This is a genomic window from Dyadobacter sp., from assembly GCF_039919315.1.
Lineage (GTDB): Bacteria > Bacteroidota > Bacteroidia > Cytophagales > Spirosomataceae > Dyadobacter.
In genome coordinates, this window is the sequence record NZ_JBDSFX010000047.1 from 114,001 (window position 1) to 129,620 (window position 15,620).

Genomic DNA, 15,620 nt, shown 5'->3' on the forward strand with positions numbered 1-15,620 from the left:
GCCGGCGACCTTACCTTTAATTCATCAAACTCAACCATTTCATAAAAAGCATCACGTTCCATGGAGCCTATCAAAAACCCGACGCCAGCCAAACCCAGTGAAGCTCAGGCTGCGTTGCAGAACGAGCAGTACAACCGCGTCACTTTTATGATTCAAAACTATGTTGAGTCGATTGGATTGACCAAAGAAAAAACCTTCAATCCCAAAAACAACAACTGGATCTGGAAAAACGGCTCGGCGACGATAGAAGTATTTATTCAAACCATCAATTTTGACAATGGTAATCGCCGCGATTACCTGCGTATTTTCTCTCCGCTCCTGGAAATTCCGACCAATAATCTGCTTAATTTCTATCGTCATTTACTGGAATTGAACGACAAAAGGCTTGGTGTGAAGTTATGCATAGCGCCCAATACGCAGACCGTTTATGCGACGTACGAGCGGGACGTCAGAGGAATGGATTACCAGGAACTTACGACTTGCATTATCGATCTCGAACTTTGGGCCGACGAATTGGACGATCAGCTGAAAGCACAGTTCCCGAATTGGTCAAACTAACACCATGACAACTTTTCAAACCCTCTGTGCCGGAATCTTTTTGATGGCGTATTATTTTTTCGTGCTGCGAAAATATAATACGCTTGGGTTCCGACTTTTCTCGCTGTTTTTCTTCACCAGCCTGGCAGTATTTTATTGGTGGTACATTGATTATGCCGACCTGAAAGATGTTGAAAAAAATGGTGCGGCGACTGAGGCGGTTGTTCTTAAAAAAACTGCCGATGACATTGAATTTCGTTTCAAGGACCAAAACGGTAAAATGATTGTCAGAAGGCAAATGGGAGGCGTTTCGGTTGACGAGTTCGCGTCGGTCTCTGAGGGGAAACCGGCGGCAGTTTTATACAGTCCGCATTCTGATGTTGTCTTTTTAAAAAGCAGCTACCAGCGCCAGTTAAGCGACAACATTTACATTCTTTTTTTTCCGGGCCTGCTGTTTCTGATCGGAAGCTTGTGTTGGATTTTTCTTCGGAAGTATCGCGTTCACGCACATGGGGACGGCTCGATTTACGAATACGTTACCGACGAAAACGGAAAAATTGTGCTCGACGATGCCCAAAGCAGCACTACGAAGTCACTGAGAAATTACGCTACTATGTCGAAGCTATTTGAGATTTTCGGAAAGTAATGTTAAATCCGATTCACGCATACCGTTTTTGTCCAAGGTATAAAAGGCCAAGCGGTCTTTAAAACAGCGGCCTTCGAGGTGAAGAAAGCCCTCAATGTCCTTCACTTTGTAGCTTTTGCCGCCGACGTACACCGCGAATCGATCTTTATAGCAGGATAGATCTTGCAACTGGCAAATGAATTGAAAATGGGAGGCATCGCCAGAAATGATTTCCTCATTAAGAAATACGTTTTTACTGTCTTTGCTCAGGTACTCATCCAGGCATTTGAAATTTTTGACGTCTGTGGTAAGGATCTGGTATTTTTTGTAAACACTTTTTTTATCGCAGCCCAAATCATAGCCCAGGACTTTGAAACTGACAGGATCGGCACTTGGAACTGGTTTCCCTTTAAAATAGACCCTTTCGGAATCTCGTGCGTATAGTGAAGAGAGTTCCTGGTGCCCAAATCGTGCTGTCAGTACCTGAAAGGTTTTGGAACTGGCTTCACGGATCAGTTTTGGGGTTCCCAGATCGCCGCAGTAGTAAACCTCTTTGTGCCGGATAAAGTAGTTTTCATAGGAAATGGATGATATAGCGAGCTGGGATGGTGGGGCGAAAAGAAGGGGGAGAAAGCCAGAGACTAAAAAAAACAGCCCGACCAGGGGCAGTATGATCAGGACCGTTTTCATTGGAGATAAGTAATGTTTAGGATTACATTCAAGGGGTGACTTATTATTTTTCATGGCGTTCTACAAATCTTCAACCATAATGGCTTATCCGCCAAAAACATTGATGCAGTGGTAACTTTCAACTATTTAACGGCGTACAAGCAGAAGCAAAGGACGCCTGTTGCCAGTGGTGGAGAAAAATACGCTAGTGCCATACCGGTAAATCTCCATTCGCTACCGTTAAATAAGTGAGACGGCACAAGTGAAAATTTATTTGGTAATTGTTGATAAAAACCCTGCGATCCGTATAGCTGGTCAGTATCAGGTTTATTTCAATGTTTATGGCGTGCCGAAAAACGTATTTGTTGCTTTTTTTTGCCTGGCAGCTGGCCTGTCTTTCCAGGGTTGCCGACGCACAAACCGTCTTTCAGAATATAGGACGCCAGGATGGCCTGAGTGCCAAAAATGTGCGCTGTTTGTACAAAGATGCACAGGGAATGCTCTGGATTGGTACTGCCAATGGCTTGAACCGGTACGATGGCGCGGTGGTCAAACAATATCCGCAGGCCAGTAAGCAAAGAAGTAACGATGTAAACGCGATCCATGAATTTACCGGTCATGACACGCTGCTGCTTGGCCTGAGAGACGGAGTGCTACTCTTTGATAAAAGATCCGGGCATTTCTTGACCGATCCCAGATTTGCCCTGCTCTCCCGCAAAGCCGTGTTGAGTATCGAATCAGATAATCAAAACAGGATCTGGATCTTAACACAATCGAATATTTTCATTTTTGACAAAGGAAAGCTTTTGCCGGCATCGTCGGTTCTGCGGTTCCCTGCCGGTTTTGAAGCGAGCCAAAACGGTTTTTCGACGATGGTATGGGACACGACGCGCAACGGATTTTGGATTGCGGGAGATAGACCATCATTTGTGGACTGCAAAAAAGGGCAGGTGTATTTCAAAGGTTATAACCCATTGAAAATCCCGATTTTGGAAAGGGAATTGGTACAGGCTATTGCAGTGGACAAACGGGGCAATGTCTGGTACGGATGCGATTCTGATCCGTCGCTGAATTATTGGGACTTTCGTTCCGGGAAGACGGATACGTATCTCGAACTGGATGGTAAGGCCATCGGGGAAGGCTGCAATTACATTTTTGTAGACCATCAGGATCGTCTTTGGATCTCCACCTGGCTTTTTGCGGCATTTTTAAAAGAACCTGGAAAAGCTATAAAAAAATTGGAATATAGCCAGGACCAGGCCTATACTATTGCCTACGGACATTTTAGGGATGTCATCTCAGACCCGCAAGGCAATGTTTGGCTTGCTACTATCAACGGTGTCAGCAAAACCCTTTCACAGAGCCCCATTGAAGCAATTTATAAATTGCCAAGTTTTCCGTTTTTTCTGGAAACGGGCTTTTCGCACGCCAATTCGATCACAGTAGACGGCCAGGATATCGTCGCGTGCAAGGAAGATGGCATTGTCGTTTTTCATACTACCGACCGGTCGTTCCAGCGGTATATTACAACCAGCCGAAGCATGCGCGATAACCGGTTTGTGATGGCCGCAAAAGCGACAGACGGTTGGTGGTTCGCTGGCCACGACGGAATTTACACCCTTGCCGCGGGGGCATCTAAACTGAAAAGATTTGAACAAGCCAGAAGTGGCCTTGCCAACCGTTTGGCAAGTTTCGTTTTTACGGATCGCCAGGGAAATATCTGGTTCAAAATACTCGATGATGCGATTTACCGCTACGACATTACCAGGAAAATTTGTACCCGTTTCGACGGGAAAGACCCTGCTTATGGGTTGTTTGACTTTACCAACTCCTACGGTTTCCTGGCTCTGGAAAATAATGATGTAATGTTTGCCAACTCAACACAGGGGTTGTTGCGGTTCAGTGCATCTTCACAGCGATTTTCTGTTGTAGCCAGCCCTGCACTCAAAGGGCAGCAAGTTTACAAAATGATCGCTGACAAAGAAGGAGATATATGGGCTGCGGTGGGTACCGATGGCCTGGTGAAAATCGATCAGCAAGGCAAGCTGCTTGATAGCCTGAATTCCGGAATGGGTTTGCCCCATGACCAGGTATCTTCCATGGACATCGACGCCAAGGGTTTTGTATGGGCAGCAACGCGTGAGGGGCTGATCAGCTATGATCCGGTGGCTAAAAACCTTTCCAAGATCGATATTGACCTGGGTAAGACCCTGCAAGATTACTGGAACGACATTACCGTGGTAAAAGGTAAAGTCTATGCGGTGATGCTCGACCATGTCGTCGTGATCAATCCATTACGCTTTGCAGGTGTCCCGGTCACGAACCCACCGGCGATTACTTCGGTGAAGGTCTTTGGGCAGGAGAAGTTAAACCTCGCCCGGCAGGGCAGGCTCGAACTTAACCCTGACGAGGATTTTGTTACCATTCAATTTGGCTCACAGGGACATCGTGATATTCCCTCGCTCCAATACAGCTACCAGTTGGAAGGGATCGACGAGGATTGGGTGTATGTGGGAAGAAGTATTACTGCTACCTATACCAATTTGAAACCGGGGACTTACCGTTTCATGGTGCGTAGTACCGATGAAAATGACCGGTGGATGACTAAGGCCGCTGCATTAACCCTGCATGTACTGCCATTCTGGTGGCAGACCTGGTGGTTTATCGTCTGCTGCTGCTTATTGGTAGCCGGCGGGCTTTACTGGATCTGGCTGTTATACCTTAAAAGGAAGCAAAAAATGCTTCTGGACGAAACCCTCGATTATTTTGCCAATAGTGTTTATGGCGAAAATACGGTCAATGAGATCTGCTGGGACATTGCACGGAATTGTATTTCCAAACTTCATTTTGAAGACTGCGTGGTGTATTTGCTCGATAAAAAAACGGGTAAACTGCTACAAATGGCCGCATACGGCCCTAAAAGCCCCAAAGACTACGAAATTATCAATCCCATTGAATTACAGGTGGGAGAAGGCATCGTCGGGGCTGTGGCCGCCAGCGGGCTTCCATTACTGATCGGGGATACCCGCAAAGACTCCCGGTATATTGTCGACGACGAGCAGCGATCATCGGAGTTGGCAGTACCCATTATCCATGAAGGACAGGTAATCGGAGTGATTGACTCGGAGCACCCGGAAAAGCATTTTTATACGCCTGAGCACCTGAGGGTGGTCTCGATGATTGCGGCCATTAGCGCCAATAAAATTGCAGAAGCCATGGCGCGTGCGCAAAGCCAGCAGCAGGAAATTGTGCTGCTGCAAATCAATAAGATGTTAGCAGAGAGCCAGTTGATGGCATTGCGGGCGCAAATGAACCCGCATTTTGTCTTTAATTGCCTGAACAGTATCCAGGAATGTATCGTCCGGCAGAAATTTAATGAGGCAAGTACTTACCTCAATAAGTTCGCCAAACTCTTCCGCCTGGTGCTCAACAATTCCGGTAAGAGCCTGGTATCGGTAGAGGAAGAACACCAGGTGCTGGAACTTTACCTTCAACTGGAGCTGATGCGGTTTGAAGATAGTTTTTCCTACGAAATACAGATCGATCCTGCTCTATCGGACGACAATATTCTGCTCCCTTCCATGCTTTTGCAGCCCTATGTCGAGAATGCCATCTGGCACGGGCTGATGCATAAAAAAGGCCAGCGGCAGATGCGGGTGGGGTTTTCTAAGATCAGTGAGGAGGTTTTTGTCTGTGAAGTGGAAGATAATGGAATTGGAAGGGAGAGGTCCATGCAGTTCAAGGAGGAGTCCAGCAACACGAGTGGCCACGAATCCAAAGGCCTAAAGATTTGCCAGGACCGGATAGACCTTTTGGCCCGGCAGGGGAATCATGCAAGAATTGAAATCATTGATAATTATGGTCCGCAAGGGGAGCCTTCAGGCACATTGGTCAGGATCGAGCTTTCAACCTATTTAAATAATAACTAGACCATGATCAAGGCCCTTATTGTTGACGATGAGCCCAAGGCAAGGAGCGTTTTGGCTTTTTATCTTGAAAACAAAATTGAAGAAATTACACAAATCCGGGAGGCAGAATCCGTTGATCAGGCGTTGTTGATGCTGAAAACCTTTAAAGCAGACATTGTATTTTTGGACGTGCAGATGCCTGGGAAAAATGGTTTTGATCTGCTCCGTTCGCTGGACCGGCCCCAGTTTGAAGTTATTTTTACGACTGCTTATAACCAGTACGCCATTCAGGCAATCCGTTTCAGCGCATTGGACTACCTGCTCAAACCCGTGGATCCCGACGAGCTGCGGGCGTCCGTCAACAGGTATTTGAAAAAGCAGGGTAGCGAACAAAATGGGGTATTGTATAATAACCTGATCCAAAATATTGCCCACAAAAAAGCCAATGAATTCCGGCTGGCCATTCCCTACCAGGATGGAGTAGCATTTCTGTCGTTGAATGAGATCATCAGGTTGCAGGGAGAGGGCAATTACACCAATATATTCATCAAAGGCCAAAATGCTGTTTTATCGAGCAGGACCTTGAAATACTATGAAGAAATGCTCGATGAATTTGGTTTTATACGCACCCACAAGTCCCATTTGGTGAACCCTAAATTCGTCAGCAAATTAATGGCTGACCATGATGTGCTTGAATTGCTCGACGGGGCAAGGGTGGAAATATCCCGCCGCAAAAAAGAAGAAGTGATCCGTCAATTGCCTGTCAGAAATTAACCGGTTGGTAAACGAAATCAGCCGTAGGGTTATTTTCATGGTGAAGCCCCTATGAAAGCTTATGTTCTTTGTGTAAAAGAAAATGCTTTTATGAAGGTACTCGGCGTGGAGATAACGGATTTTGGCGAATGGCTGATTGTGGCCACCGTAGCTGCAGTGGTTGTAATATATATATTTAAAAAATGGCAATCGGGCAAATGCGCCGCTAGCCGTAGCGGTGCAAGGGAAGTTTTAGCAGAGGGGATCGTCATCAGTACAGGCCCCGCAGATGCTGCGTTGGAAGATGAAAGCCGGGTCAAGCTCTACATTCATGTTAAACCCAAGCAAGGAAGGAATTTTATCTCTGAACTGAACTTTGACGTGTCAACAACCCAGGATCCCCCCGTCACAGGTACCAAGGTATTGGTGAAATTCAATCCGGCCAACCGCAATCACCTTATTTTAATGTTAGATCATCAGGAACGTTAGCAGCTGTCAGGGAAAGTTCGGATTTGATTTTAGTCAGCTCGCCTAACAGCTTTGTGATTGGAACAGGCGTATTTTCTAAGAGGCTGGCCGCGTCTGCAATCGCAAAATTCAATGATCCTATTTCCGTTTGCCGTTTATTCAGAATGTCCTGATAGGTAGATATTCTCTGACCATTTGAAAATTTGCTAATCATCAGCACGTTTTGAATTACTTCTTCTTCCGTCAAATGGATACCATCATGCGCTGCGACGGCGAGACATTCACGAATCACTTTTTTCCCAATTTCCATCACGGAATCATCTCGCTGGAATATGCCGTTATCGGTTTCCAATAGGGGACATATCGAATTAAACACGCAGTTACTGATGACCTTTTTCCAAATGATCGGTTGTATATCCGGCTCAGCCCTGAAAGCGAAAATGGTGGTATTTATCTGTTGAACAACCCGTACCAGTATTTCCTGTGAGCCGTTGATAGACCCGATGGGCGAGACAGCAACGGGCTTAAATCTCACGCTATTTTTGCCAGTTGATTCGCTGGTTGTAAATAATACACAGCGGTAGAGGTTGTCAAAACCCAGATCAATAAAGCATTTTTCAATATGCAGGCCATTTTGAAGGAATACAATCGGAGCGGATTTAGCTTTCAGCTGTAATTTAAGAGCCAGCTGAGGGTTTCCAAATGATTTATTAGTCAGTAGAATGATGCCTTCCAGTTTCTCGTAGTTGCTCAAAGAGCTGATTGTGACATCGGCCTGCAATGTTTCGCCGCCTGTTTCTACCTGAATGTGTTCACGGGAAATGCCCGGTTCATCAACTGAGCCACGAATAATGGTCACATTCTTCCCATTTAAAGCCAGCGCAACCGCGAGCGCCTTCGCGATCACTCCATTACCGATAATGAATATATCGTTTTCAATGCCGACGTGCTTACTGGCTACCATTTTACAAGATTTAACAATGAAGATCAGATGCTATTCGCAAACATAGTGAGGCTTTCCTTTTGTATAAAGACACAGTTTCGAGCATTACGCTGGGTACAGTGTTCGGAAAGGTTTTTTTTGCTACAAGTGGCTGATTACTTAGCGCGTACCAGGGTGATAATTTCACCTGGATCTGAAATCAGGTAGTCAGGTGCTGCATCCATTACCGCTTCTTTTAAATCATAGCCCCAATCCACCCAGGCGATTTTGACCCCGGCTTTTTTGCATGCAACGATGTCCCGCACTTCGTCACCCACATATAAGATGTTGTCAGGCATTAGCTTGTATTTTCTAAGAAATCCCTTGATCAGTTTATGTTTTCCAAATAGGCTGGTACTGCAGTAAACCTTATCTAGTGAATGGATACCATTGTCCGTCAAAAATTCTGAAATATTGTTTTTGTCATTTGATGAAATAATCGCAGTTTCAAAACCTGAGGCGTCCAGGTCTGCTAATAACTCCTTCATTCCATCAAACAGCTTTACTTGCCGCAACTCTTTTTTATAAGTTGCTAAAAACTCCCCTGCAAGAAATGGAATGCGGTATATAGGTATCCGAAGATAACGGCACCGCTCATTGAAAGTCAGCATTCGCAGGTGTTGAAGCTTTTCTAGTTCAATGTGTCGGTAGTTGTATTTTTTGGCAATCTGATTGTAGACCGAAATAAAGACTGCTTGGGAGTCGGCTATGGTTCCATCGAAGTCGAAAATGACGCATTTGATCATAGTGGAAGGATTTGGAGCAAGAAACACAATATTGTGATCCAGCACGGAAAAAATCCGTCGGAATGTGACTATTTCATATTGAATCGACGAATAAGGCACTTGGGCAGAACCAAGCACATTGTTTTCAATGATAGCTTTGTTGAGTGATATAGCGCTACCCAGCCCCACGAAAACAGCAAAGGAGGACAATTTTTGGTTGCCCTCCTTTTTAGTGTGTGCCGCTATACTCGATTACATCCCAGTGAACAGGCCGGTGGTCACATAGTCGTAGTCGATGGTTTGCATTAATGCGCCTCCGGATATATTATACATTTGTCTGGAAACGGGATAGCCATCGGCATTAAGGGTGTAAGAGAAGTATCTACCACCCAGTGAGCCCTTTTCTGTAACGAGCTTTACCAGATATTTGGTAGGCTTTCCAAAAACCCGCAGGTAAGGATCAGGCATGTTGGCGAATTCGCAATTGATGGGATAATGGTCATCCAAAAGCGGTTGACCGGAAGATTGGGTGTAGATCAGGTTGGATTCCACTATCAACATCGGAGCCGAACCATTTCCTTTGCCCGAATCACCATACTGCGATACTTTGTTCAGTTTGCCGTCCGTATCGTAAAAGAAATCCGTGTAGTCATTTGCAGAATTTTTGTTTTTACGGGTCATCAACTGCCCTTTTGGCGAATATTGATAGATGTAACTGCTTTCTTTTGCAAGATTTGGAACGGGGCCGGATGTCACATATTCCTTATGCTGGGACTCGAAGCAATTTCCTGTGGCTGGTTGTAGCAAATAAGTTGTTTGTTCCTGCAACTTGTTATTTCCATATAATTTCGTCACCACTGTGTTGGCCGAATAAGTGTACGCGATATAGCTCGCGTAAGTACCGTGATAAGCAGGTCCGAAAGTGACTCTTTTCAATTTTCCATCGTCGTAATAGGATAAGGTAGAAGTCCCGCGTTTGGTCAGTTGGTAGAACTTAGGTTTTGTTGGCGACATTGCTTCCCGCATGTTCGGGGAGGAGACCATGGATGGTTCGTCCGGCGCTACCAGATTTTCCTGCTGGCATGATGTAAGTGCAATAGCGAAGAGCAGGATCCCACCGGCGCATTTGGCGAGGTATTTCATTGAATTTTTCATGGCAATAACTAAGCGATTTTTGTAAATAAAATGATGATTTGTTTCTGTCAAACCGGTGTCGTTGATACTGCTCCGATTGACGATACAAACGTAGGTGGGATTGAGACCTGCATCAATTTTTTCAGGTATACAAAAGATGGATCGCCTGCTGCCAGAAAGTGCACAAAATGTATACAAACTGGGTTTTTGGGCTAATTAGTGCCTTTATCGTGAATTTATGCGGACTGTTTGCTTGTTTTTACCTTTACACCTTCGTGAAACTGATGCCCGGCATCTTCGGAATCGGCGTTCCCGAAATCGTGGGGATAAACTTTAAAAGTGGCGGGATCGGCGCCTTTTACAATTTTGGTTTTGTAAAAGACATATTGACTATCGCTGCCGTAATTTTCTCCCAGCACTTTGAAAGTTGCTACATCCGCATCTTTCATTTTCTGGTCATCCATGAAAACCGCAGATTTGTCCCTGGCGTAGTTGAAATCATGTCCGTACATCCCATTTTCTTTGTAAACTACCCATGTCTCCGGATCAGCGGCCGCCACTTTCCTTTCCCGGAAAAAGACCGAGCTTTTATCTTTTGCATAGCCTTCGGGCAGTATTTCGAACGATTTACTGTCAGCGTCTTTCAATGTAAACCCGAGAAAGAACACGTGGTGATCATCTTTGGAGTAGCGATAATCGAGAATCTGGAACGAAGCTCTCTGGCAAGGCAGAATGCAGATATTGTGCTGCCTCTCACCGGTATACCCATAATAATAAATGTTGACAGCATCACGGGCAAAATTATCTTCCAAAAGCTCAAAAGTTTTCCCCTGACTGCCAGCAATCGGGAGCTGATTTAAATAGGCCGCTACATCATCTTTGCTAAAATGCGTATTGATACTCACCAATGACGACACCTGCTGTACCTGAAAAGCGATTCCCTGGAACCATGCCTGCGTGCTGTCTTTTGCATACCCGTTGCCCAGGCTGCTCAAAGTTGGAATATCCGCATTGTCGATCGTGAGGATCGTCTGTTTTTTGGTCAGATAGTAATTCTGGCCCTCCCGGTATTCATTACAGTAATAGGCCCTGTTTTTGTCCTTAGCGTAATGCTCGTCCAGTGCTTCAAATGTGGGCACATCGGCATAGCTGAACGCCCGGTCTTTGTAGTAGGCATGAGTTGCGTCTTTTGCAAATCTTCGGTTTAAAACCTGTAAGCTTTTATCAGTGACAACCTTACCATTGAATTTGATGTTCTTTTCTTCGCTATCCCAGCCAAATGCAGACATAATCAAAGACTTTACAATCCAAAAGAAGGTTTTAAGCAGCCATTTTATTATTTTGAATGTAGTAAGCATAATCGCGGAGGAATGTAAGTTCTCGTTTTCTAACGAATGCAAAGTTAGAAATGGAAGTGCTATGGATCCCAAAAAGCCACGTATACAAAAAGTACACCGTTCCCGCAGGCGCGGATATAAAAGCTGTCTAAGCGGTTATTTATTTGATCAAAGATGTTATCGCCGTGTTCGCAAGCTCTACGGATGGGTTGAAACTGGCCGAGCTCATATATTGGAGCAAGCTATGACGAAGTTGGCGGGCAACCGGGCGATTTCCTACATCATTGCTAATGTCGAAGCTGCACACGATAAGCTTACCCTGGCCTACATTTGCTTCAAAAATGCCTGCTAACTGGCGGTTGTTGGCGAAATTGTCTATGTATCTCACAATGGGTGATAAGCTGTTGTCCGGTAAAATCATCGCGGTGGATCTGGTGCAGAGGTCCCACCACTGCCAGTCGGAAAAAGAGTCGGTAGGAAAGTAACGCAGCGCCGGGTGTTTTGGATCGCAGAGGATTCCCATGGTGCCCGCCTGGCTGGGAAAGTGCACCGGGCTCCAGAACACGGGTACGAATTTGCCCTGGACACCTTTCAGTTGGTGATAGTCAGGATTGAAAAGGACTTTTTGACCCTGCGACAATGCTTTCAGTGCTTCGTCCACCGACTGCGTGATCATGACGTCAGCAGGTTCATTGGGTACATTGGCGGGATAAACCCATAAGTGCCAAGAATTTACAAATGCGGTGTTTTTCAAAGCTAATGTCAGCGTCAGGCGACTGGCGGACTTCACCGCATTTAACTTTACCTCAATCTTACCAAGATCCAATCCGTTACCAACGCCCACAGTCTGTGCAGGAAGTTTTCCTTTGGCGATTGGTTTGCCCTGCTCGTCGGCTAATGTCCATTCGGGCGTCACATTGGCCAATGGTCCTGCACTGAAATTGGCGATTTCAGCCGTAGCCCGAAAGGTTTCCAGGTTAGTAAATGTGGCCTTTTCAAAACGGAGCAGCGGGACCACAGGCGAGCAAAATTGTCTGAACTCGCTCGGGGACAATATTCCTTTACTTTCCCAAAAGGCATCAAGCAAACCAATGTCGGCGGTGCCCTGGCCGGGGAAATCGTGCAAGTCCAGCAGCTGGATCCCGCTGGCACCTTTCGTTCGCAAAATCCGCTCCATTTCCTCTTTATAGAGCAAAACAGCCAGTTTTCCGCTTGATTTCAGAAAGGAATCTGCCAGTGCCAGCATTCCCTTTTTGTCAAGATCATTTCGGATTGCAATCAGATTCAGAGGTGCTAGCACGCCGGTATACTTCTTAATTTCGGCGACATTTGGGTACATCGCGTACTGGCCTACCTCATGGGTAACGACGGGTACCGGCATGCCCGTCAGCGAACTGGTGTAGTCGCCTACAAAAGAAGGGGCTTGTTGATTAAAAATTCCCTGTCCCCGCACCCAGCCGAGTTTGGTTTGCTGCGTGACGAAAAAGTCGTCCGTAGGCTCTGGCCAAGCGCCGTGAGGCGGCTGGAAACTGTACGTGGTGGTGGTGTAAAGATGACGCGCGTCGGATTTTTTCAGCCCTGCCACCAGGTTATTCAAAAATTCAAAATTTCCTTCCAGCTCATTTCCCATTGACCAGAAACAAAAGGAAGGATGATTTCCATACTCACGACTAATCCGGTATGCTTCGTCGGTGATGAAACGGTTGGCTTTGGGATCTTCGCCGACCTGCAGGCTCCACATCGGAAGCTCTACCTGGAGATAAAAGCCCAGCGAATCTGCTACATCAAATGCGGCACCCGGCGGGCACCATGAATGAAAACGAATGTGGTTCAAACCGTAAAGTTTGGCAGTACTGAAAACTTTCAACCAACCAGCCTTATCGGTAGGCGGATGGCCGGTTAGTGGAAAAATAGCGCTTTCCAGGGTGCCACGAAGAAATATCCGGCGACCATTGATATGCAATTGACTGTTTTCTCCTGACAAAGCCCGAATTCCAAATGTGGTCTGGTATTTGCTGACATTGCCCTCGGCGGTGAGTGACGCATCCAATTGGTAAACTGCCGGCGAAAACTCGTCCCATTTCTGAAAGTTTTCTGAGAGGTCATACATGGTTTCAACAATTGCCCGACCGGTATCTATCCGCATGGTTTGATTTTTGGAGGGAATGCTCTTTCCATTGATCTGCGCTTTTAACAGAAAATTCCCATCCACAACGCGGCCGGATTTGTTACAAATCTCCATCCTAACCCTGACCGACCTCGTCGCCTGGTCCGGATCCGTGCGGACGTGGCGAATGCTGACGGGATCATAGGCAGTCAATTCTAATTTGCCAATCGCGCCATTCCATATCGTTTGCGTGCCATCCGTATAAGCGTGAGCCAAATTTTGATAGCTGATATCGTATTGTTTTTTATTATCAATGCGCACCAGAATGCTGTGATTGCCGGGAATCATCAACGCCTTGAGGTCGTAGCGGTGGGGTGCGGTTAAACTTTCCTGTTGCCCGTCCACTGCCTTTCCATCCACAAAAACACGGCTTTGCCATAGTACCCGTTCCAACATGAGCTCTATTTGCTTGCCTTGCCAGTTCTGCGGGATAGTAATGCTGCGCCGGTACCATGCCGTACCAATGAATTTATGACGTCTTGCCAGCTGATAAAGCGACTCGCGGGTGAGAGAAGGCGTGATCGCAAGTGAATCACCCAACCCTTGCTCGTCCGTAGTACCTGGCAAATGGATCTTATAAGGAAATGGACGACTGACCTGGCGATGTGAACCCGCATCATCGGCATCAAATGCCACTTCCCATTCGCCTGCCAGTGACAGGGTGGTTTGAGCGTAGGATAAAACTGGAAAAATAATTGCAAGTAATAGAAGAAGTAGGTTTCGCCTCATGGATTATTCAGTAATGGGCTGCAAAAATACCATTCACACGCGTACATTTACATAGCATATTTTATTGAAAAGCTGGATAAAATTCCTATTGTTAAGCAACCCTCTGAATTGGTGTGATCAGAAGATTATGCATTTTTTTAATGCTTTGATCCATTCTCCTGCGCATCTCTATTGTGCATTTTTGCAAACCCAAAAGTACTTTCCCGAATATGATAAAAATAGATGATGTGAGCCAGCAGACTGTTCGTTACAATGGCGGGTATATTGTAGGTATTTCTTTAATTTCCGCCTTGGGTGGCTATCTGTTTGGTTTCGACTTTGCAGTGATATCGGGTGCGCTGCCATTTTTAAGAAACGAGTTCCAGCTGGACGTTTGGTGGGAGGGTTTTCTGACAGGTTCACTGGCGCTTGGCTGCATGGCCGGTTGCCTGTTTGCCGGGAAGCTTGCCGACAGTTATGGCCGAAAGTATGGGCTGGTTGTAGCAGCATCCGTTTTTGCAGTTTCTTCTCTTGGTATGGCCTTCTCCAATAGTTTGCAGATTTTTGTTGCCATGCGGTTTGCGGCCGGTATAGGAGTGGGGATGGCATCCATGCTGAGCCCGATGTACATTGCAGAAATCTCTCCTGCGGAAATACGCGGGCGTAACGTGTCTATCAATCAGTTGACCATTGTGGTTGGTATCCTGGTCACTAATCTTGTCAACTATTTTCTGGCTGATGAAGGGCCTGAGGCGTGGCGGTGGATGTTTGGTCTTGGGACCGTACCGGCAGCGTTGTTTCTGATAGGCGTGATATGGCTTCCTGAAAGTCCCCGGTGGCTTATTACGGTAGGACAAACTGATAAAGCCCGCAAAATCCTGTCCAAGATCGGGAATGAGCATTTTGTAGCTGTTACACAGCATGCCATTGAGCATTCGTTGAAAAACGCACCCAAAGCGTCGTTTACTGACTTATTCCAAAAAGGGGTCAGGCCTGCGCTTATTGTGGGCATCACATTGGCCGTGTTTCAACAGCTTTGCGGGATCAATGTAGTCTTCAATTATACATCTACCATATTCGAATCCATTGGTGCAGATCTGGATCGCCAGCTTATGGAAACCGTCACGATAGGCATTGTGAACCTCATTTTTACCATTGTGGCCATGTGGCAGGTCGATAAGCTCGGCAGAAGGCCCCTTATGCTCATTGGCTCCCTGGGGCTTTCTGTGACTTACCTTGCCCTGGCCTTTGTACTTCAGAATGGCGCCGCTCCGTGGGTGGTATCGCTCCTGGTACTGGCCGCTATCGCTATGTATGCCACTTCGCTCGCCCCGGTGACGTGGGTACTGATCACCGAAATTTTTCCAAACAACATTCGGGGTATAGCTACTTCCGTGGCGACCGTCTCGCTGTGGGGCGCGTATTTTATCCTTGTTTTTACATTTCCGGTGCTTGCTAAGGTATTGGGCACCTATGGCCCATTCTATCTCTACGCAGCCATTTGCCTGTTAGGGTTTTTATTTATCAAAAAACGGGTTAGCGAGACGAAAGGGCGCACACTCGAAAATTTGGAAGAAAGTTACGTCAGACATTAATTAAAAGCATAA

The 15,620-nt window shown here is 46.2% G+C and carries 12 protein-coding genes; 6 read left to right on the forward strand and 6 right to left on the reverse strand.

Going from position 1 to position 15,620, the window contains the following annotated elements; all coding sequences use genetic code 11:
* Positions 1-60: 60 nt before the first annotated feature.
* Both ABIO93_RS13015 and ABIO93_RS13020 read left to right on the forward strand, forming a co-directional pair.
* On the forward strand, positions 61-558 hold the full coding sequence (locus tag ABIO93_RS13015; protein ID WP_348068247.1) for a YbjN domain-containing protein: 498 nt from the start codon (positions 61-63) through the stop codon (positions 556-558).
* Between the two features lie 4 nt (positions 559-562).
* Positions 563-1,183 (forward strand): hypothetical protein, encoded by a 621-nt coding sequence (locus tag ABIO93_RS13020; protein ID WP_348068248.1) that lies wholly within the window; start codon positions 563-565, stop codon positions 1,181-1,183.
* Here ABIO93_RS13020 and ABIO93_RS13025 read toward each other — a convergent pair.
* Positions 1,160-1,852 (reverse strand): DKNYY domain-containing protein, encoded by a 693-nt coding sequence (locus ABIO93_RS13025; RefSeq protein WP_348068250.1) that lies wholly within the window; start codon positions 1,850-1,852, stop codon positions 1,160-1,162. The genes ABIO93_RS13020 and ABIO93_RS13025 overlap by 24 nt on opposite strands.
* Positions 1,853-2,172: 320 nt before the next feature.
* Here ABIO93_RS13025 and ABIO93_RS13030 point away from each other — a divergent pair, with 320 nt between their 5' ends.
* From ABIO93_RS13030 to ABIO93_RS13040, 3 genes are read left to right on the forward strand one after another with little or no spacing between them, the layout of a single operon-like run.
* Entirely contained in the window at positions 2,173-5,760 is a 3,588-nt protein-coding gene (locus ABIO93_RS13030; protein WP_348068252.1) for a two-component regulator propeller domain-containing protein, read from the forward strand.
* Between the two features lie 3 nt (positions 5,761-5,763).
* The gene (locus ABIO93_RS13035) at positions 5,764-6,513 is read left to right on the forward strand and encodes a LytTR family DNA-binding domain-containing protein (RefSeq protein ID WP_348068254.1); all 750 of its coding nucleotides are present in this window, start codon (positions 5,764-5,766) and stop codon (positions 6,511-6,513) included.
* 51 nt (positions 6,514-6,564) lie between these two features.
* The gene (locus ABIO93_RS13040) at positions 6,565-6,981 is read left to right on the forward strand and encodes a hypothetical protein (protein WP_348068256.1); all 417 of its coding nucleotides are present in this window, start codon (positions 6,565-6,567) and stop codon (positions 6,979-6,981) included.
* Here the strand turns inward: ABIO93_RS13040 and ABIO93_RS13045 are convergent.
* The 5 genes from ABIO93_RS13045 to ABIO93_RS13065 all read right to left on the reverse strand — a co-directional run bounded on the left by ABIO93_RS13045 (position 6,950) and on the right by ABIO93_RS13065 (position 14,034).
* The gene (locus ABIO93_RS13045) at positions 6,950-7,924 is read right to left on the reverse strand and encodes a ketopantoate reductase C-terminal domain-containing protein (RefSeq protein WP_348068258.1); all 975 of its coding nucleotides are present in this window, start codon (positions 7,922-7,924) and stop codon (positions 6,950-6,952) included. The two genes, ABIO93_RS13040 and ABIO93_RS13045, sit on opposite strands and share 32 nt — an antisense overlap.
* Positions 7,925-8,058: 134 nt before the next feature.
* Positions 8,059-8,877 (reverse strand): HAD hydrolase-like protein, encoded by an 819-nt coding sequence (locus ABIO93_RS13050; protein ID WP_348068260.1) that lies wholly within the window; start codon positions 8,875-8,877, stop codon positions 8,059-8,061.
* Positions 8,878-8,919: 42 nt separating this feature from the next.
* Positions 8,920-9,822 carry a hypothetical protein gene (locus tag ABIO93_RS13055; RefSeq protein ID WP_348068262.1) on the reverse strand — a complete coding sequence of 301 codons (903 nt, stop codon included), beginning with the start codon at positions 9,820-9,822 and terminating at the stop codon, positions 8,920-8,922.
* Between the two features lie 215 nt (positions 9,823-10,037).
* On the reverse strand, positions 10,038-11,090 hold the full coding sequence (locus ABIO93_RS13060) for a DKNYY domain-containing protein (RefSeq protein WP_348068263.1): 1,053 nt from the start codon (positions 11,088-11,090) through the stop codon (positions 10,038-10,040).
* A gap of 208 nt (positions 11,091-11,298) precedes the next feature.
* Entirely contained in the window at positions 11,299-14,034 is a 2,736-nt protein-coding gene (locus tag ABIO93_RS13065) for a sugar-binding domain-containing protein (RefSeq protein ID WP_348068265.1), read from the reverse strand.
* 209 nt (positions 14,035-14,243) lie between these two features.
* On the opposite strand from ABIO93_RS13065, the gene ABIO93_RS13070 reads away from it, so the two are divergent.
* Positions 14,244-15,608, forward strand: a complete 1,365-nt coding sequence (locus ABIO93_RS13070; RefSeq protein ID WP_348068267.1) for a sugar porter family MFS transporter — start codon at positions 14,244-14,246, stop codon at positions 15,606-15,608.
* Positions 15,609-15,620 lie beyond the last annotated feature (12 nt).